Here is an 18,829-nt window from a genome sequence, read left to right as displayed (position 1 = left end):
CGCCTCCCGAGGCTCAGGCCTCCAGGAACGGGTAGTCCGTGTAGCCCTCGGCGCCGCCGCCGTAGAAGGTGTCGGGGTTCGGCTCGTTGAGGGGCGCACCGGTCTGCCAACGCTTCGGCAGGTCGGGGTTGGCGAGGAACAGGCGCCCGACGGCGACCGCGTCGGCCAGGTCCTTATCCAGGATCTCCTGGGCGCTCTCGCGGGTGGTGACCTCACCGAAGCCGTCGTTGGCGATCAGCACACCGCCGAAGGTGCGGCGCAGATCCTGCACCAGGTCGAGCCGCGGCTCGGCCAGGATGCTGAGGTAGGCCAGACCGAGCGGTGCGATGGCCTCGACGAAGGTGGAGTACGTCGCCTTGACGTCCGCCTCGTCCTGCTCCGTGGCGCCTTGGATGTTGTGGGCCGGCGAGATGCGGACGCCGACCTTGTCGGCACCGATCGCCTCGGCGACGGCGCGGGTGACCTCGATGGCGAAACGGGCCCGGTTGGCCGGGGACCCGCCGTACTCGTCGGTGCGCTGGTTGGAGCCCGGTGCGAGGAACTGGTGGATGAGGTAGCCGTTGGCTGCGTGGACCTCGACGCCGTCCAGCCCGGCCTCGATGGCGCTCCTCGCGGCATGCACGTAGTCCTCGACGACGCCCGGGATCTCGGAGAGCTCCAAGGCGCGGGGGACCGGGTGGGGCTCCATGCCGTCCGCGGTGAACATCTCGGCCGGAGCGGCGATCGCGCTGGGGGCGATGGTCTCGAGGCCGTGCTTGTTGTCGGGGTGCGAGACGCGTCCAGCGTGCATCAGCTGCACGACGATGCGGCCGCCCTTGGCGTGCACGGCGTCGGCCACGCGGCGCCAGCCGGCGACCTGCTCGGGCGTGTGGATGCCCGGCGTCAGCAGGTAGCCCTGGCCCACGGCGCTGGGCTGGGTGCCCTCGGTGATGATCAGGCCGGCGGAGGCGCGTTGTGCGTAGTACTCCACGGCCAGGTCGCCCGGGACTCCCTGCGCGTCGGCGCGGTTGCGTGTCAGCGGCGCCAGGACGAGACGGTTCGGGACGGTCCAGGACTTGATGGTCAGGTCATCGAAGAGATCAGGCATGTCCAGCACAACCGGGTCGCCCGGGCAGTCATTCCGACGAGGGTGGAGAATAGGGGGCGATGAACGTCACCCTGCTGCACCTGGGCTCGCTGCATCCGATCGAGCAGGCCCTCACGCTGGTGCTCGCCTTCGGACCGTTCGCCGTGCTCGGGATCGTGGTGCTGGTCCGTCGTCGCCACGACCGGGCCGATGAGCCAGCCCCGAAACAGGCCCCGGAACAGGCCGAGGGTCAGCGCGAGAGGTAGTCGCGCCCCACCTTGTTCTCGGCCTTGAGGGCCTTGAGCAGCAGGGTGGAGATGAGCGCCTCGATCTTGCCGCCCAGCAGCGGGATGCCGACCTTGATGGCCAGGTCGACGGTCTCGGTGGTCGTGCCACCGGACTCGCTCAGCGTGGCCGTGCCGCGGATGTCGCCGGGCTTGCCCGGGATCGTCACGACGATGTCGCCGAGCAGCGGGGTCGACCACGACTCGGCCTGCACGACGTTGGTCTCGTCGCCGACGATCGTCTTCGCGAACGACGGGATCCCGGAGGTCGACTGCCACTGGTCGATCACGACCTCGGTGTGACCCTGGCTCGGCGTGGTGATCGAGATGTCGGCACGCAGCACGCCCTGGAAGTCGCAGACGGCCTGGCGGAAGGCCGGGTCGGCCAGCATGGCGGCGACCTCGGCGGCCGGCGCGTCGTAGATCAGCTCGTGGACGAGACGACGACTCAACGCTCGCCTGCCAACCAGGCCGATCCGACCCGCTGCTCGACGTCGTAGCCGGCCTGGATGCTGTCGACGAGGAGATGCTCGAGCTTGCCGCCGATGAGCGGCACCTTGACCTTGATGGTCAGCTCGACGACCTCGGTGGTGCCGGCGCCGGCCTCGACGAGGCGGATGCTGCCGGAGACGTCGGTCGGCTTGCCGGGCGCCTTGATCTCGAGCGTGCCGCCCGAGCCGTCCTTCCAGGTCTCGGTGATGATCGCCGAGGTGGTCTCGCCGACGAACTTCTTGGCGATCGAGGGCAGGCCCGAGGTGTTCTGCTCGGTGGTGACGACCGAGGTGAAGCCCGCGCCCGCCATCTCGATCTTCACGTCGCACGAGACGACGTGCTGGGCTGCACAGACCTTCTCGCGGAACGCGGGGTCGGACAGCATGGCGAGGACGGCATCAGGGGCAGCGTCGTAGGACTGCTCGGTGCGGAACAACATGTCGCACATCATGCACCCCGCGGCGACACCCGTCCCTGACAGGCCGAAAGTGCGCCGTCGAGGCCCCGCCCGGTGGTGAAGGGGACGACCTGGTCATGCGGCGGCGCGGTGATCGAGACGGGCAGCCCGCGCGCGGTGAACGTCGTGTCCACCGAGTAGCCCGAGAGCAGACCCGGTGTGTCCAGAACCTCGCTGCGAGGTTCGTAGCCGGCGTCGAGAGCGGCGACGTGGATCGAGTCCATGTAGGTGCTGAGGCCGGTGACCTCACCGTCGAAGACGTCGACGTCGACCTGCACCTCGATGGTCGATCGTGGCGGGATGCCGAGGTTGTCGGCCAGCGTCTGCGTGGTCGTGCCTGCCACGAGACCCAGCGGAGCGGTGGCCGTCACCTGGCCGCTCCCCCTCTGGACGGAGACCGGCCGAGCCTGGTCCACCACGGCCACGGCCGCAGGCACCCCGCTCAAGGTCGGCAGGGGGATGCCGGTCTCCTCCTCGATCAGGTCGGCGTCGAGCAGGAGCCAGCAGCTGTCGGGGTCGTCCGAGGTGGCGGCATCGGCCAGGGTGAGCCAGATCCGTTGGTCGACGGACACCATCTGGAGCTCGATCGAGGGGTCGCCCTCGGCGCGGAACGTCACCCGGTTGGTGCTCGACTTCCGGGCGATGTCGTAGTCACCCTCGAAGGCGATGCTGAGCCCGGGCAGCACCATGCGGGTCTGGTAGTGCCCGGTGCGGTGCTGCGCCAGGCTGGACAGCGCTCGGTCCGCCGCCCTCAGCGCGGAGCGGTGTTGCCGGTCCGGCCCGTCCTTGGCGAAGGGGTCTCCCGGGGTGGGGAACTCGTCTGGCCCGGGCAGGCTCGACTCGCTGGTCGGTGCCGGCCCCGGGGGCTCCGAACCGCCTCCGCAGGCGAGGAGCGCGGGGGACGACAGGAGCAGGACCAGACCCGAGAAGCGACGCAGCACCACGGGACCCTACGTCAGTCCGGAGCGATAGCGCCCCGTGTTGTGACAGGTGTGACCGGGGCCTAGTGTCTGAGGGTGTCAACGACGACGCAGGACGTGGACAAGACCGAGCTCCTGGACCAGGCCATCGCCCTGGCCCAGCACGGCAAGGGCAGCGGCGGACCGCCGCACGACGAGGTGCGGGCGTTGCTTCGGGCCTACTACCGTCATGTCGCCCCCGAGGACATCCTCGGGCGCAACGACGTGGACGTGTTCGGTGCGCTCGCCTCCCACTTCAAGCTGGCCGCCGACCGGCCGCAGGGCACGGCGAGCGTCCGCGTCCACACGCCGACGCTGAGCGAGCACGGCTGGACGGCCGGCGGGCACTCGGTCGTCGAGGTCGTCGTCGACGACATGCCCTTCCTCGTCGACTCGCTCACCATGGAGCTCTCGCGACAGCTGCGTGACGTGCACCTGGTCATCCACCCCAACTACGACGTCGTGCGCGACATCACCGGCGCCCTGCGGACCGTGAGCCCCGTCGATGACGGTTCCTCGATCCCGGCGCAGGGCGCCACGCGCGAGTCCTGGATGCACGTCGAGATCGATCGGATGCGCGAGGGCGACGACCCCGCCGCGATCGTCGAGGACGTCCAGCGGGTGCTGCGCGACGTCCGTGAGTCCGTCGAGGACTGGGAGAAGATGCACGCCCAGGTCCGCGCCATCGTGGCCGGCCTGGTCTCCGACCCGCCGCCCCTCGATCACGAGGAGGTGACGCAGGCGGCCGCCCTGCTCTCCTGGCTCGCCGACGAGCACTTCACGTTCCTCGGCTACCGCGAGTACTCCCTCGACCGGGCCACCATCGACGGCACCGAGGACGACGTGCTGCGCGCCGTCCCTGGCACCGGTCTCGGCATCCTGCGCGCCGACCAGGAGATGTCGGCCTCCTTCGGTCGGCTCCCCGAGCTGGTGAAGGCGAAGGCGCGGGAGAGGACCCTCCTGGTCCTGGCCAAGGCCAACTCCCGCGCGACCGTCCACCGTCCGGCCTACCTCGACTACGTCGGGGTCAAGACGTTCGGCGGCGACGGTGAGGTGACCGGCGAGCGTCGGTTCCTCGGGCTTTTCTCCAGCGCCGCCTACACCGAGTCGCTGATGCGGATCCCGTTGATCCGCGAGAAGGCCGAGGCAGTGCTCAAGCGCAGTGGGTTCGACCCCCGCAGCCACGCCGGCAAGGCGTTGATGGACACCCTCGAGACCTATCCCCGGGACGAGATGTTCCACACCGCCGTCGAGGAGCTCGGCCCGATGGCCGAGGCAGCCATGGTCGCCCGGGAGCGTCGTGGCCTGCGCACGTTCGTGCGCAGCGACACCTACGGTCGCTACGTCTCCGTGCTGGTCTACCTGCCCCGCGACCGCTACAACACCAGCGTCCGCGAGCGTTTCTCCGAGATCCTCCAGGACCGACTGGGTGGCGACTCGGTGGAGTTCACCGTCCGGATCAACGAGTCGACCACGGCCCGCGTCCACTTCGTGGTGCACCTCCCCAAGGGCAGCGCCGTCCCCACCATCGACACCCAGGACCTCGAGCGCCGGCTCACAGAGGCCTCGCGGTCGTGGCGCGACGACTTCACCGCCGCCGTCATCACCGAGTACGGCGAGGAGGTCGGCTCGATCCTGGGTCGCCGCTACCTCGACTCCTTCCCGGAGGCCTACAAGGAGGACTTCTCCGCACGCACGGCCGCTGTCGACCTGGCCCGGCTGGAGGCGATCGCGGGCGAGGAGGGCATCGACATCTCGCTCTACGAGGAGCTGGACGCCGGTCGCGGGGAGGCGCGGCTCAAGGTCTTCCGGATCGGGCAGCCGCTGTCGCTGTCGGAGATCTTGCCGATGCTGTCCTCGATGGGCGTCGAGGTCGTCGACGAGCGCCCCTACGAGCTCACCGGGCTCGATCGGGCGTCCTACATCTACGAGTTCGGCCTGCGCTACGGCAAGTCGCTTCCCGGTGATGCTCGCGCGCTCTTCCAGGACGCCCTGCGCGCGGTCTGGGACGGCTTCAACGAGATCGACGGGTTCAACGCCCTGGTGCTCGGCGCCGGCCTCACCTGGCGCCAGGCGACGGTGCTGCGCGCCTATGCCAAATACATGCGTCAGGGCGGCTCGCCGTTCGCCCAGGACTACATCGAGGGCGCTCTGGGCAGCAACGTCGAGATCACCCGACTGCTGGTGCGGCTCTTCGAGGCCCGTTTCGACCCCGGCTCCAGTGACCTCCCAGCCGACGCCGAGGCGCGCACCGCACAGATCGAGGAGATCAAGCAGCGCATCGGCCGCGCCCTCGACGACGTCGCCAGCCTCGATCACGACAGGATCCTGCGGTCCTACCTGACGCACGTCCTGGCGACGCTGCGCACCAACTACTTCCAGACCTCCCGGGTCGACGGGGCAGCGGGCGCTCCGCACACCTACATGTCGTTCAAGCTCGAGCCGTCGCACATCCCCGACCTGCCTGAGCCGCGACCCCGCTTCGAGATCTTCGTCTACTCGCCCCGCGTCGAGGGCGTCCACCTGCGCTTCGGCGCGGTCGCGCGCGGGGGCCTGCGCTGGTCCGACCGGCGTGACGACTTCCGCACCGAGGTGCTGGGCCTGGTCAAGGCGCAGATGGTCAAGAACACCGTGATCGTGCCCGTGGGCGCCAAGGGCGGGTTCTTCTGCAAGCAGCTGCCTGCCCAGGGCTCAGGGCAGCCGGCCGATCGCGACGCCTGGCTGGCGGAGGGCGTCGACTGCTACCGCACCTTCATCTCCGGGCTGCTCGACATCACCGACAACCGCGTCGAGGGCCGGACCGTGCCGCCCGCCCGGGTCGTGCGCCACGACGGTGACGACTCCTACCTGGTGGTGGCTGCCGACAAGGGGACCGCGACATTCTCCGACATCGCCAACGGTGTCGCCAAGGACTACGGCTTCTGGCTCGGCGACGCCTTCGCCAGCGGTGGCTCCGTGGGCTACGACCACAAGGCGATGGGCATCACCGCGCGTGGCGCGTGGGTCTCCGTGCGCCGCCACTTCCGTGAGATGGGGATCGACTGCCAGAGCGAGGACCACACCTGCGTCGGCATCGGCGACATGTCCGGTGACGTCTTCGGCAACGGCCTGCTGTGCTCCGAGCGCACCCGGCTCGTCGCGGCCTTCGACCACCGTGACATCTTCATCGACCCCGCGCCCGACGCCGCCACCTCCTACGCCGAGCGGCGCCGGCTCTTCGAGCTGCCACGCTCGAGCTGGCAGGACTACGACAAGACGCTGATCTCCACGGGCGGGGGTGTCTTCCCGCGCTCGGCCAAGTCGATCAGGCTCAACGCCGAGATCCGTGCGGCGCTGGGGATCGTGGGCGCCGTCGACACCATCACGCCGGCCGAGCTGATGCGGTCGATCCTGCTCGCGCCGGTCGACCTGCTCTGGAACGGCGGCATCGGCACCTACGTCAAGGCGCAGGGCGAGTCCAACGCCGACGCCGGCGACAAGGCCAACGACGCCATCCGGGTCGACGGCGGCGCGCTGCGTGCACGGTGCGTGGGCGAGGGCGGCAACCTGGGCTTCACCCAGGGAGGCCGGATCGAGTACGCCCTCAACGGCGGCCGGATGAACACCGACTTCATCGACAACTCCGCCGGGGTCGACACCTCCGACCACGAGGTCAACATCAAGATCCTGCTCGACCGGGTCGTGCTCGCGGGCGATCTGACGGGCAAGCAGCGCAACAAGCTCCTCGTCGAGATGACCGACGAGGTCGCGCAGCTCGTCCTGCGCGACAACTACGAGCAGAACCTCGCGCTGGCCAACGCCGCGGCCAACGCGGTGCCCCTGCTGCACGTCCACGAGTTCTGGATGAAGAAGCTGGAGAGCGACGGGGTCCTCAACCGGGAGATCGAGGGCCTGCCCTCGAGCCGCGCCGTACGACGCCGCCTCGACCAGCACGACGGGCTGACCCTCCCGGAGCTGTCGGTGCTGATGGCCTGGACCAAGATCGTGCTGGCCGACGCCCTGCTGGCCTGTGACCTGCCCGACGACCCCTACCTGGACCTGGACCTGCGCGCCTACTTCCCGACGCAGGTCCGCGAGGGCTTCGTCAGCCAGGTCAGCGATCACCCGCTGCGCCGCGAGATCATCGTGACGCAGGTGGTCAACGACCTCGTCAACGGCGCCGGCATGACCTACTGGCCACGTCTGGCCGGCGAGACGGGTGCGGACGTCGCCGACCTGACCCGGGCCAACTTCGTGGCGCGCGAGATCTTCGCCTCGCTGCCGTTGCGCCAAGAGCTGGAGGCCTTCGACAACGTCCTGGACGCCGGCGTCCAGACCAAGATGCGCCTCGAGATGCGCACCCTGGTCGAGCGGGCCTCGCGCTGGCTGGTTACCAACCGACGCCCGCCGCTGGACAGCCAGGCCACGGTCGACTTCTTCTCCGGCCCCGTGCAGCAGACGCTGGCCCGGCTGCCCGAGCTGATGGTGGGCCGCGAGCTCACGGCCTACGAGGCGCGCAGGGACGCCCTGGTCGCCCAACGCGTGCCCGACGACCTGGCCTCACGCGTCGCCGTGCTGCCGACGGCTTACATGCTGCTCAACGTCATCGAGATCTCCGAGGCCTCCTCGCTGGATCCCGCCGACGTGGCCCGCGTGCACTTCGCCCTGGGGGAGCGGCTCGGTCTGCCCTCGCTCGTCCAGCGGATCCTCGCGCTGCCGCGCGACGACCGGTGGCAGACGATGGCCCGGGCCGCGCTGCGCGACGACCTGCACTCGGTCCACGCCCAGCTCACGGGGCAGGTCCTGGCCTCGACCTCGGCCGACGAGTCCGCCGCCGTGCGGATCTCGGGCTGGGAGGACGTCGACGGTGTCATCGTGAGCCGGGCGGCCTCGACCTTGCAGGAGATCTGTGCCGACGAACAGGCCGACCTGGCCCGGATGTCGGTGGGGTTGCGCGTGGTGCGGGGGCTGCTCGCGGGCGGCTGAGCCCCTGGACGAGGTATTCGCGACGGTGCTCCCGAAACCGATTGGCATCAGGCCCGGCGGCCGACATAGGCTGCTGCTCAGATGAGTGCGACCACCGATCAAGAGCCCCCCGCAGGAGTCCGTTCCCTGTGGCGGCTGCGCGGCTACCTCCGGCCCCACCGCACCGCGTTGGCGATCATGCTCGGCACGTCGCTCGTCGGCGTCGGGCTGTCGATCGCGATCCCGCTGCTGACCAAGGCGATCATCGACGGCCCCATCACCGACCGGGACATCTCGCCGGTCCTGCCGCTCGGCCTGCTCGCGCTGGGGCTCGGGGTGCTCGAGGCGGTGCTGATCTTCTGGCGCCGCTGGGTGCAGTCCACCGCCGTGCTCGGGGTCGAGACGGCGATGCGCGGCGACCTCTACGCGCGCCTCCAGGTGCTGCCGATGAGCTTCCACAGCAAGTGGCAGTCGGGCCAGCTGCTCTCGCGCGTCACGACCGACCTCTCCGCGATCCGCCGCTTCGCCGGCTTCGGGATGCTGTTCCTGGTCATCAACATCCTCCAGGTCACGGTCGTCACCGCCGTGCTCCTCGCCATGTACTGGCCGCTCGGCCTCGTGGTCGCCGCCACCGCGGCTCCGATCGTCTGGCTCTCGATGCGCTTCGAGAAGCGCTACGTCGTCGTCTCGCGCCGCGTCCAGGACGAGCAGGGCGACCTCGCGACCCTGGCCGAGGAGGGTGCCGTCGGGATCCGCGTCATCAAGTCCTTCGGCCGCAGCGAGCACGTCTCGCGGCAGTATGAGGACGCCGCCCGCGGCCTGCGCGCCACGAGCATGGACAAGGTGCGGCTCTCGGCGAAGTTCTGGACGTTCCTCGAGGTCATCCCGAACCTGGCCGTGGTCGTCGTGCTGCTCCTCGGCGCGATCGGGGTCGGCAACGGCCGGCTCACGCCCGGTGAGCTGGTCGCCTTCATCACGCTGATGCTCTCGCTGGTGTGGCCCGTGTCGTCGTTGGGCGTCATCCTCGCGATGGCCCAGGAGGCGATGACCGCAGCAGCGCGGGTCCTGGAGATATTCGACACCGAGCCCGACATCGTGAGCGGCGACCGCCGGGTCGACCAGCCCCGCGGGCACCTGCGCTTCGAGCACGTCGACTTCGCCTTCCCGGACGCGCCTGACGAGCCGGTCCTCCGCGACGTCAACCTCGACCTCGCCCCGGGCGAGACGGTCGCGCTGGTGGGTGCCACCGGCTCCGGCAAGACCATCCTCACCGCGCTCGTGCCACGGCTCTACGACGTCACCGCGGGCCGCATCACCATTGACGGCATCGACGTGCGCGACCTGGAGCTGGCCCACCTGCGCACCCTGGTCGCCACCGCGTTCGAGGAGCCCACGCTCTTCTCGATGAGTGCCCGCGAGAACCTCACGCTGGGCCGCGCCGACGCCAGCGACGCCGACATCGACGAGGCGCTCGAGATCGCGCAGGCGCAGTTCGCCCACGACCTGCCGTGGGGCCTCGCGACCCGCATCGGCGAGCAGGGGATGGCCCTGTCCGGCGGTCAGCGGCAGCGTCTCGCCCTCGCTCGCGCGGTGCTCGCCCAGCCGATGATCCTGGTGCTCGACGACACCCTCTCAGCCCTCGACGTGCACACCGAGAAGCTGGTCGAGGAGGCACTGCGCCGAGTCCTCGCGGCCACCACCGGCCTGGTCGTCGCCCACCGCGCCTCGACCGTGCTGCTCGCGGACCGGGTCGCCCTGATCCAGGACGGCACCATCACCCACGTCGGGGACCACCGCGAGCTGCTCGGCAGCGTCCCCGCCTACCGCGAGCTGCTGGCCGCCGACGCCGACCACGAAGCGGCACGCGCATGAGCCGACCTACCGTTCAGCCGACCTCCCAGCCGACCTCCCAGCCGACCTCCCAGCCGACCTCCCAGCCCACCTGGCGCGGCGTCTCCGCGACCGACGCGGAGGAGGCCGCCGAGCTGGAGGTCGAGCGACGCTTCACCGGCGGCTCCGGGCAGCTCCTGCGTGAGCTGCTACGGCCCTACAAGAAGGCGATCCGGATCCTGGTCCTGATCGTCGTCGTCGAGAACGCCGCGCGGCTCTCGATCCCCTACCTCGTCAAGCTCGGCATCGACAACGGCATCGACCCGATCCGCATCTCAGGCGACAAAGGGCCGCTGTTCCTCATCGTCGCGATCATGCTCGTCGCGACGCTGACCCAGGCCGCCGCCCGCCAGGTCTTCCTGGTCCGCTCGGGCCGCATCGGCCAGGACATGCTCTTCCAGGTCCGGCGCCGGGTCTTCCGGCACTTCCAGGTGCTCAGCCCGGCCTTCCACGACGACTACACCTCGGGGCGGGTGATCTCGCGTCAGACCTCGGACATCGACGCGATCTACGAGATGCTCGAGACGGGCTTCGACGGCCTGGTCACCGCCGCGCTCACGCTCGTCGGCACGGCCGGGCTCCTGCTCTTCCTCGACGTCAAGCTCGGCCTGGTCGCCCTGACCTGCGGACCGTTCCTGTTCTGGGTCACCAACTGGTTCCGCAAGGAGTCGGGCAAGAGCTATCGCGTCACGCGCGAGAAGGTCGCGCTGGTGATCGTCCACTTCGTCGAGTCGATGGGCGGCATCCGGGCGGTCCAGGCGTTCCGCCGCGAGGCCCGCAACCAGGAGATCCTGGACGACGTCAACGAGCAGTACCGCGCCGCGAACCTGGTCGCCTTCCGGCTGGTCGCGTGGTTCATGCCCGGCATCCGCCTGATCGGCAACATCACCATCGCGGCCGTGCTCCTCTACGGCGGCTACCTCGCCTACCACGGCGAGGTCACCGTCGGCGTGCTCGCGGCGTTCCTGCTCTACCTGCGCCAGTTCTTCGAGCCGATGATGGAGATCTCCCAGTTCTACAACACCTTCCAGTCGGCATCGGCGGCGCTGGACAAGCTCGCGGGCGTGCTGCGTGAGGAGCCGAGCGTGCCGGACCCCGCCTCGCCGACGCGCCTCGACGACGCGCAGGGCGAGCTGCGGCTGGAGCAGGCGCGCTTCTCCTACGTCGACGATCGGCCGGTGCTTCCCGGGCTCGACCTGGTCGTCCCGGCCGGGCAGACGCTGGCCCTGGTCGGCACGACCGGGGCAGGCAAGACCACGCTCGCCAAGCTGGTCACCCGCTTCTACGACCCCGACGCCGGGCGGATCCTGCTCGACGGGATCGACCTGCGCGACCTCACGGCCGACAACCTGCGCGAGGCCGTTGTCATGGTGACCCAGGAGAACTACCTGTTCTCCGGCTCGATCGCCGACAACATCCGCTTCGGCAAGCCGTCGGCGACGATCGAGGAGGTCCAGCGGGCCACCCGCGCCCTGGGCGCCCACGACTTCATCATGGCGTTGCCGGAGGGCTACGACACGCAGGTCGCCAACCAGGGCGGGCGCCTGAGCGCTGGCCAACGCCAGCTGGTCGCCTTCGCCCGCGCGTTCCTGGCCGACCCAGCGGTGCTGATCCTCGACGAGGCGACCTCCTCGCTCGATGTGCCGTCCGAGCGGCTGGTCCAGCAGGCCCTGCGCACCGTGCTCGCCGGCCGGACCTCGCTGATCATCGCCCACCGGCTCTCGACGGTGGAGATCGCGGACCGGGTGATCGTCATGGAGCACGGCCGCATCGTCGAGGACGGCGCCCCCGCCGACCTCGTGGCCGGCGGGGAGGGTCACTTCTCCGACCTCAACGACGCCTGGCTTGCCTCGCTCGCCTGAGCGGAGCCCACCCCGAGCGCTACCCTCGGCGCGTGACCGACCTGAGCCGCGCCAGCGCCGCCGACACCGCCCGTCTCATCGCCGAGGGAGACCTGACCGCCCGCGTCGTGCTGGACGAGACGCTCGACCGGGTGGCCCGTCAGGACCCGCGGCTCAACGCCTTCTCGGTGGTGCTGGGCGACCAGGCGCGGGCCGAGGCCACCGCCCGTGACCAGCAGGCCGCCCAGAAGGCCGACCAGCTGGGCCCCCTGCACGGCGTACCGATCGCCATCAAGGAAGAGCTGGACGTGGCCGGTTGCGTCACGACCTTCGGGGGCGAGGGCAACTCCACGCCCGTGGCCCACGACGGCGAGGTCGTCCGACGCCTGCGCGCGGCCGGGGCGGTGATCGTGGGGAAGACGACGATGCCGGAGTTCGGGGCGTGGCCCTACACCGAGTCGGTGTCGCGCGGCATCACCCGCAACCCGTGGGACACCACGCGCACGCCCGGCGGCTCCAGCGGAGGTACGGCGGCAGCCGTGGCCAGCGGGATGGTCCCGGTCGCCATCGGTGGGGACGGCGGCGGCTCGATCCGCATCCCGTCCGCGATGTGCGGCCTCTTCGGGCTCAAGCCCCAGCGCGGCCGGGTGACCGCGGCCCCGCACCCGCACCTGTGGCTGGCCCTGGGCACGGTCGGTCCGCTCGCGCGCACCGTGCTCGACAGCGCGCTGGTCTACGACGTGATCCGCGGGAGCCTGCCGAGCGACCGCTTCGTCGCGGGGGAGTCCGGCTCGTTCGTCGAGGCCGCCGGCCGCGAGCCGGGTCGCCTGCGGATCGGGTGGTCGGTCAAGCCCGTGACGCTCGGCATCAAGCCCGACCCGATCCACGTGCGGGCCGTCCAGGAGACCGCGCGGCTGCTCACCGACCTCGGGCACGACGTGCGCGAGGTCGACCCGCGCTACCCCGACCCGACCGCTGCCTTCGTGCCGCAGTTCTTCGGCGGCATCCGTGCGGAGGCGGACGGCGTGGAGCACTACGAGCGGCTCGAGCGACGGACCCGCGAGACCTACCGCCTCGGCTCGTGGGTGACGCCCCGGGTCGAGGAGTGGGCGGTGCGCGCCAGCGACGGGGTCTGCGCCAAGGCCAACCGGGTCTTCCAGGACGTCGACGTCCTGCTGACGCCCTCGATCGCCCACCGACCGCCGCGCGTCGGCGTGCTCGACGGCCGCGGCTCGCTCGCCGCCTCGCTCCTGGCGATGCCCGCGATCGCCTACGCCGCCCTCTGGAACGTCGCCGGCAACCCGGCAGCCTCCGTGCCCTGCGGCATCGCCGAGGACGGTCTTCCTGTCGGCATCCAGCTCGTTGGGCGCACCGACGACGAGGCCACGCTGCTGAGCCTCTCGGCCCAGATCGAGAAAGCCCGGCCGTGGCCGCTGCTGGCAGGGGACACGCTCGCGTAAAGAGTGCTGTGTAGGGTCCGGCCCATGGCAGCCATCGAGGTGCTCGACCTGACCAAGACCTACGGGGAGCTGCAAGCGGTCGACGCGGTGAGCCTCGAGGTCGCCGAGGGGGAGTTCGTCGGCATCCTGGGCCCCAACGGCGCCGGCAAGACCACGCTGCTGGAGATGGTCGAGGGCCTGCGCAGGCCCGACGCCGGCACTGCGACGGTGCTCGGCCTCCCGGTCTGGCCACGCAACGCCGATCTGCTCCCACGGATGGGCGTGCAGCTCCAGGCCTCTGCGTTCTTCGAGCGGCTCACCGCCCGCGAGCAGCTGCACACCTTCGCCTCCCTGTACGCCGTGCCCTCCGCCACGGCCGACGAATGGTTGGAACGGGTCGGGCTCGACGACAAGGCCGGGACGCGCGTCGAGGACCTCTCCGGTGGCCAGGCCCAGCGTCTGTCGATCGCCTGCGCGTTGGTCCACGACCCCGACGTCGTCTTCCTCGACGAGCCCACCGCGGCCCTCGACCCCCAGGCCCGACGCAACCTGTGGGACCTGCTGTCCGGGCTCAACAACTCCGGGCGCACGGTAGTCCTCACCACGCACTACATGGACGAGGCCGAGGTGCTGTGCGATCGCGTCGCGATCATGGACTCCGGTCGGATCCTCCAGGTCGACTCGCCCGCCGCGCTGATCCGCAGGCTCGACGCCCCGGCCCGGATCACCGTGGCGCCTGGCGCCGTCGGACTCGAGGAAGCGCGCGGCATCGCCGCTGTCGACGACGTCCAGGAGTCCGTGGACGGGGTCGTGCTCACCACCCGCGACCCCGCCCACGTGGTCGCTCGGCTGGCCGAGCGTGACCAGCTCGACGGGGTCAGGGTCCAGACCGGCACCCTCGAGGACGTCTTCCTCGACCTCACCGGACGGGAGTACCGCGCATGAGCAGCACCTCGGGCCGCCCCTCCAGCCGGTCGGCGTTCGTCGCCCTGTCGGTGGCGATCTTCAAAGGCTTCCTGCGCGACAAGGGCGCGGTGTTCTTCGCCCTGGTCTTCCCGCTGATGTTCCTCGTGCTCTTCGGCGGCATCTTCAGCGACCAGGACCAGTCGAAGGTCGACCTCATCCAGGTCGGTGACGTCGCCCTGGTCGACGACCTGCCCGAGGGTGCGGCCGAGGCGTTCGCCGACACCTTCGAGGTCACCACCTCCGACGACCTCGCCGACGCCCTCGAGCAGGTGCGCAAGGGCGACGCCGACGTCGCGATCGAGCAGCGGGGCGACGAGCTCGTCGCGCACTACACCCAGACCGAGCAGGTGAAGTCCGCCATCACGCAGGGCACCCTGCGCGCCTTCGTGGACGCCACCAACGTGGCGCAGCTGGCCGCGCAGACCGGTGAGCAGCCGGCGTACTCGTTCGAGGCGGTCAGCGTCGAGGACGACTCGCTGACCGCGATCCAGTTCGTCACGCCGGGGCTCCTGGGCTGGGCGGTCGCGATGAGCGCGAGCTTCGGTGCGGCGGCGACGCTGCAGGGCTGGCGGCAGTCCAAGCTGCTCCGACGCCTCCAGCTCTCACCGGTCTCGACCAGCACGATGGTCGGGGCCCGCGTTGCGGTCACCATCGCCGTCGCCCTGATCCAGATGGCGATCTTCCTCGGTCTCGGGTCGGTCGCGTTCGGCCTGACGCTGTCGGGGTCCTGGTGGATGGCGATCCCCACCCTGGTCGTCGGCACCCTGTGCTTCATGGCGATCGGGCTCCTGGCCGGCGCTATCGCCAAGACCACCGAGGGTGCGGTCAACATGGCCAACTTCTTCGTCCTGCCGATGGCCTTCCTCAGCGGTTCCTTCTTCCCGTTGGACGCCGCCCCCGCGTGGCTGAGGGCCTTCAGCAACGTGCTGCCGCTCAAGCACCTCAACGAGGCGATGTTGGACGTGATGGTGCGCGGGGAGGGTCCGTCGGCGGCCCTGGTGCCGATCGCGGTCCTGGCTGCCTTCGCCATCGTGGTGACGGCGGTGGCGGCCCGCCTCTTCCGGTGGGACACCGCCTGACCTGCCCCCGCCTGCGCCGGAAAACTGGTGCGTGACCGCTCGGCTCCCAAGCCCTACTGTGATCGCACCACCGCGACCGTAGGAGTGGGCCCATGCACGCCGCCGACATCACCACCATCCTCGTGGAGCTCGCGCTGATCATGGTCCTGGCCAGGGCGGCGGGCTGGGTCTTCGTCCGCATCGGCCTGCCCGCGGTGGTCGGCGAGATCTGCGCCGGCATCCTGCTCGGCCCCAGCCTGCTGGGCCCGGAGTTCAGCGAGTTCCTCTTCCCGCTCGACACCCGACCGTTCCTCACCCTGCTGGCCCAGATCGGCCTGATCCTCTTCATGTTCGTCGTCGGGCTCGAGCTCGACGTCTCGCTCATCAAGGGCCGCGGCAAGGTGGCGGTCTCGGTGTCGCTGGCCTCCATCGTCCTGCCGTTCAGCCTCGGGCTCGGCCTGGCCAGCTTCCTCCAGGACCAGAACATCCTCAATGACTTCTGGCCGTTCGCTCTGTTCGTCGGGGCCGCGATGTCGGTGACGGCCTTCCCCGTCCTCGCGCGGATCCTCACCGACCGCAACATGCATCGCACCGAGACCGGGGGACTCGCGCTCGCCTGCGCTGCCACCGACGACGTCCTGGCGTGGACCCTGCTCGCCGTGGTCATCGGCATCGCCGGTGGCGGCGGCGACCACGCCTCCTGGGTCGTGGCGCTGGCGATCCCCTTCGCGCTGTTCGCGTTGCTGGTGATCCGCCCGCAGCTGAACCGGCTCACCAAGGCCTACGAGGTCGCAGGGCGACTCACCCCCGGGATCCTCTCGGTCGTGCTGGTCGGGCTGCTGCTCTTCGCCGCGACCACGGAGTACCTCGGCGTTCACTTCATCTTCGGCGCCTTCCTGCTCGGGGCGATCATGCCGCACGAGCGGGCAGCCGCGATGCGCCACGAGATCCTGGTCCGCCTCGAGCAGATCTCGGTCCTGCTGCTGCTCCCCGTCTTCTTCCTGGTCTCCGGACTCAACGTCAACCTGCGCGGCCTCAGCTCGGAGAACCTCGTCCAGCTCGCGGCGATCCTCGCCGTCGCCATCGGCGGCAAATACGTCGGCGCCTACGTCGGCGCGCGCCTCAGCGGCGTCCCCCACTGGCAGGCCAACTCCCTGGGCATCTTGATGAACACCAGGGGACTGACCGAGCTGGTGATCCTCAACGTCGGCCGCGAGCTGGGCCTGCTCGGTGACACGCTCTTCACGATGCTGGTCGTCATGGCCGTGGTCACCACGATCATGACCGGACCGCTCCTGCACTTCGCCTATCCCGCGCGTCGGGTGGCCCGCGACATCGCCGAGGCCGAGCGGGCCGCGCTCGGTGACCAGGCGACCACCCGGGCCCTGGTGGTCTCGGCACCCGGCGAGGACAGCGCAGTGGCCCTCGACGTCGCGATCGCGATGATCCGCTCCGAGCTCAACCCCGAGGTCGTGGTGGCCGCGCTCGAGCCGCAGCAGAGCGCCAAGCTCGAGGTTGGCAGCGGGCTGACCGACGAGCTGGCCAAGATGACGGCCTCCATGGAGCGCCTCGAGACGCTCGTACGACGCGGCCAGGCGCACGGCGTACCCGTCCGGATCCTCAACCATCCCAGCGCCGACGTCACCGCCGACGTGGTCGAGCTCGCCACGGTGCTGCGCCCACAGGCCCTCGTCGTGGCCGCCGACAACCCAGGAGCGGAGGCTGTGGCCGCGGTCGTCGACTGCGTCACGGTGACGATCGCCCCGGGGGCACCGGCGCCGGCCGACCGGACCTGGGTCACCGTCACCTGGACCCCCGACAGCGACGGCGACGCCGCCGTCGTCCTGGCCACCCGGGTCGCCACCTGCTTCGGCGCCCGGCTGCGGGTCGAGGCCGGGCGCGAGCACCGACGGTTCGAGCCGATGATCGAGGCACTGGCCGGCCGCGGCGTCACCATGGCGGACGGGTCCGAGATCGGCGACGCGTTGCGCGTGGGGATCGCGGCCGGGGACGAGCAGGTGCTGGTGCGCGCCGAGGTCGACGCCGAGCCGACCGACTGGAGTGAGGTCGACGTCGGCACCGTTCCGGCCGAGGCCGCGCCCTAGGAGACGCTCTGACCTGCGGCGGACTGACCGCCGTGGGTGTTGAAAGCCAGGGTGCGGTGCCCGATGCGGATCCGGGTGCCGGGGGTGAGGACCTCATCTCCGCCCGCCGCCATGCGCCGCCACTCGACGGCCTTGGGGCTGTTGACGAACGTGCCGTTGGTCGAGGTGTTGTCGACCAGGACGACGTCCCAGCCGCGCAGCTCGAGACGGGCGTGCACGCGCGAGACCATGTTGGAGGTGTCGATGATCGAGATGCCGCGACAGTCACCGTGGCGCACCCGGTCGTCGGCGTCGGGATCTCGGCCGAGCAGGTAGTCGGTGTCGAGCTGGAAGACCGCTCCGTCGTCGAGCACGACGACGCCGAGCGGCGGGCGCTCGCCGTTCACGAGCACGGGCGTCTGCTGGACCATGTTGATCCCGCAGACCGCGCAGAACAGGACCCGTGGGTCGTTGAAGTGCCGGTTCTTGCAGAAGACGCCGCGCACCTCGGAGACCACGCCGGAGGCTTGGACGTCACGCTGGTCGGCCACGATCGGCAGGGGCGTCACCGGCTCGTCGTCCTCGAGGTCGCGCAGCTTGACCGAGTCGAAGCTGGCGAACGCGTCGGGCATCGCGGCCAGCACCGGCCGGTCGCCGGCGGGTGTCGGCGGTGCGACGACGTCCGGAGCGGGCGGCCGCACGGGCACGGGCACGGGCACGGGCACGGGCACTGGGACCGGCTCGGGCGCCGGGGCGGGCGCGGGCGCGGGCGCCGGGACGGGCGCCGGGTCAGGGATCGACGCGGCATCGCCCACGACCTGGCTCATCGCCATGGTCGGCGTCTCGTCCACACTGACCGAGACGCCGCCTGCTGGGATCACGCCGGCGCCCAGGTCATAGAGCGCACCGAGCGGGGTGCCGCCCGGGTCGACGGTGGCGACCAGCCGAGCGATCGGCCACGGCACCAGGCGCTCCACCCAGGACAGGGATCCCTCGCCGGTGATGGTCTCGTCGTCGACGGTGACGCTGGCGGCTCCGGAGACGATGACGGCCAGCCCGCTGCCGTGCGGTGCGAGGGCGGCGAAGGCCGGCTCGTCGCCGGCACCCGACGAGAGCTGGAGCGCGAAGCCGCGCACCAGCTGGCGCCCGTCACCGCCGTTGGCCGCGACCATCTGGGCCTGGTCGAGGAGCGGCGCGACGGCCGCAGGGTCGGTCGACGCGACGAGCAGCACGACGCCGCCCAGCCGCGCGAGCGTGCCCGAGCCCGCGTGCGGCGCGAACGCCGCGGCGGACCAGTCCGCCGCCGACCCCAGCTGCGAAGGGGCGTGCGAGGGGGAGTGTGGGGTCAC

The 18,829-nt window shown here is 70.7% G+C and carries 13 protein-coding genes; 8 read left to right on the top strand and 5 right to left on the bottom strand.

Annotation, left to right across the window (positions count from 1 at the left end):
• Window positions 1-13: 13 nt before the first annotated feature.
• Window positions 14-1,087, bottom strand: coding sequence for an alkene reductase (locus BM204_RS16955; RefSeq protein WP_091115867.1), 1,074 nt, complete (start codon window positions 1,085-1,087; stop codon window positions 14-16).
• A gap of 59 nt (window positions 1,088-1,146) precedes the next feature.
• Here BM204_RS16955 and BM204_RS16950 point away from each other — a divergent pair, with 59 nt between their 5' ends.
• Window positions 1,147-1,332 (top strand): hypothetical protein, encoded by a 186-nt coding sequence (locus BM204_RS16950; RefSeq protein WP_091115792.1) that lies wholly within the window; start codon window positions 1,147-1,149, stop codon window positions 1,330-1,332.
• Here the strand turns inward: BM204_RS16950 and BM204_RS16945 are convergent.
• Genes BM204_RS16945 through BM204_RS16935 form a run of 3 tightly spaced genes read right to left on the bottom strand, consistent with a single transcriptional unit; the run spans window position 1,317 to window position 3,240 of the window.
• Entirely contained in the window at window positions 1,317-1,802 is a 486-nt protein-coding gene (locus BM204_RS16945; protein ID WP_091115789.1) for a DUF2505 domain-containing protein, read from the bottom strand. The two genes, BM204_RS16950 and BM204_RS16945, sit on opposite strands and share 16 nt — an antisense overlap.
• Window positions 1,799-2,281 (bottom strand): DUF2505 domain-containing protein, encoded by a 483-nt coding sequence (locus BM204_RS16940; RefSeq protein WP_170259246.1) that lies wholly within the window; start codon window positions 2,279-2,281, stop codon window positions 1,799-1,801. Before BM204_RS16940 ends, BM204_RS16945 begins: the two co-directional genes overlap by 4 nt.
• A gap of 8 nt (window positions 2,282-2,289) precedes the next feature.
• Window positions 2,290-3,240: a glycoside hydrolase family 25 domain-containing protein gene (locus tag BM204_RS16935; RefSeq protein ID WP_143099817.1), complete on the bottom strand. Its 951-nt coding sequence runs from the start codon at window positions 3,238-3,240 to the stop codon at window positions 2,290-2,292.
• Between the two features lie 75 nt (window positions 3,241-3,315).
• Between BM204_RS16935 and BM204_RS16930 the strand changes: the two genes are divergently transcribed.
• The 7 genes from BM204_RS16930 (at window position 3,316) to BM204_RS16900 (ending at window position 17,501) form a co-directional block, all read left to right on the top strand.
• Entirely contained in the window at window positions 3,316-8,223 is a 4,908-nt protein-coding gene (locus tag BM204_RS16930; protein ID WP_091115782.1) for an NAD-glutamate dehydrogenase, read from the top strand.
• Window positions 8,224-8,304: 81 nt separating this feature from the next.
• Window positions 8,305-10,074, top strand: a complete 1,770-nt coding sequence (locus tag BM204_RS16925) for an ABC transporter ATP-binding protein (protein ID WP_091115780.1) — start codon at window positions 8,305-8,307, stop codon at window positions 10,072-10,074.
• Complete coding sequence (locus tag BM204_RS16920; RefSeq protein WP_091115777.1) at window positions 10,071-11,954, top strand: ABC transporter transmembrane domain-containing protein; 1,884 nt, start codon at window positions 10,071-10,073, stop codon at window positions 11,952-11,954. The genes BM204_RS16925 and BM204_RS16920 overlap by 4 nt, the downstream gene beginning before the upstream one ends.
• A gap of 32 nt (window positions 11,955-11,986) precedes the next feature.
• Window positions 11,987-13,393 carry an amidase gene (locus BM204_RS16915; RefSeq protein WP_091115775.1) on the top strand — a complete coding sequence of 469 codons (1,407 nt, stop codon included), beginning with the start codon at window positions 11,987-11,989 and terminating at the stop codon, window positions 13,391-13,393.
• A gap of 24 nt (window positions 13,394-13,417) precedes the next feature.
• Window positions 13,418-14,317, top strand: a complete 900-nt coding sequence (locus tag BM204_RS16910) for an ABC transporter ATP-binding protein (protein ID WP_091115772.1) — start codon at window positions 13,418-13,420, stop codon at window positions 14,315-14,317.
• On the top strand, window positions 14,314-15,417 hold the full coding sequence (locus BM204_RS16905) for an ABC transporter permease (protein ID WP_091115770.1): 1,104 nt from the start codon (window positions 14,314-14,316) through the stop codon (window positions 15,415-15,417). Before BM204_RS16910 ends, BM204_RS16905 begins: the two co-directional genes overlap by 4 nt.
• A 92-nt stretch (window positions 15,418-15,509) precedes the next feature.
• Entirely contained in the window at window positions 15,510-17,501 is a 1,992-nt protein-coding gene (locus BM204_RS16900) for a cation:proton antiporter (protein WP_091115768.1), read from the top strand.
• On the opposite strand, the gene BM204_RS22760 is transcribed toward BM204_RS16900, so the two are convergent.
• Window positions 17,498-18,829, bottom strand: coding sequence for an FHA domain-containing protein (locus BM204_RS22760; protein ID WP_091115766.1), 1,332 nt, complete (start codon window positions 18,827-18,829; stop codon window positions 17,498-17,500). The genes BM204_RS16900 and BM204_RS22760 overlap by 4 nt on opposite strands.

The sequence above is a fragment of the Nocardioides psychrotolerans genome, from assembly GCF_900113685.1.
GTDB lineage: Bacteria > Actinomycetota > Actinomycetes > Propionibacteriales > Nocardioidaceae > Nocardioides > Nocardioides psychrotolerans.
This window is presented reverse-complemented; position numbering and strand designations above follow the sequence as displayed.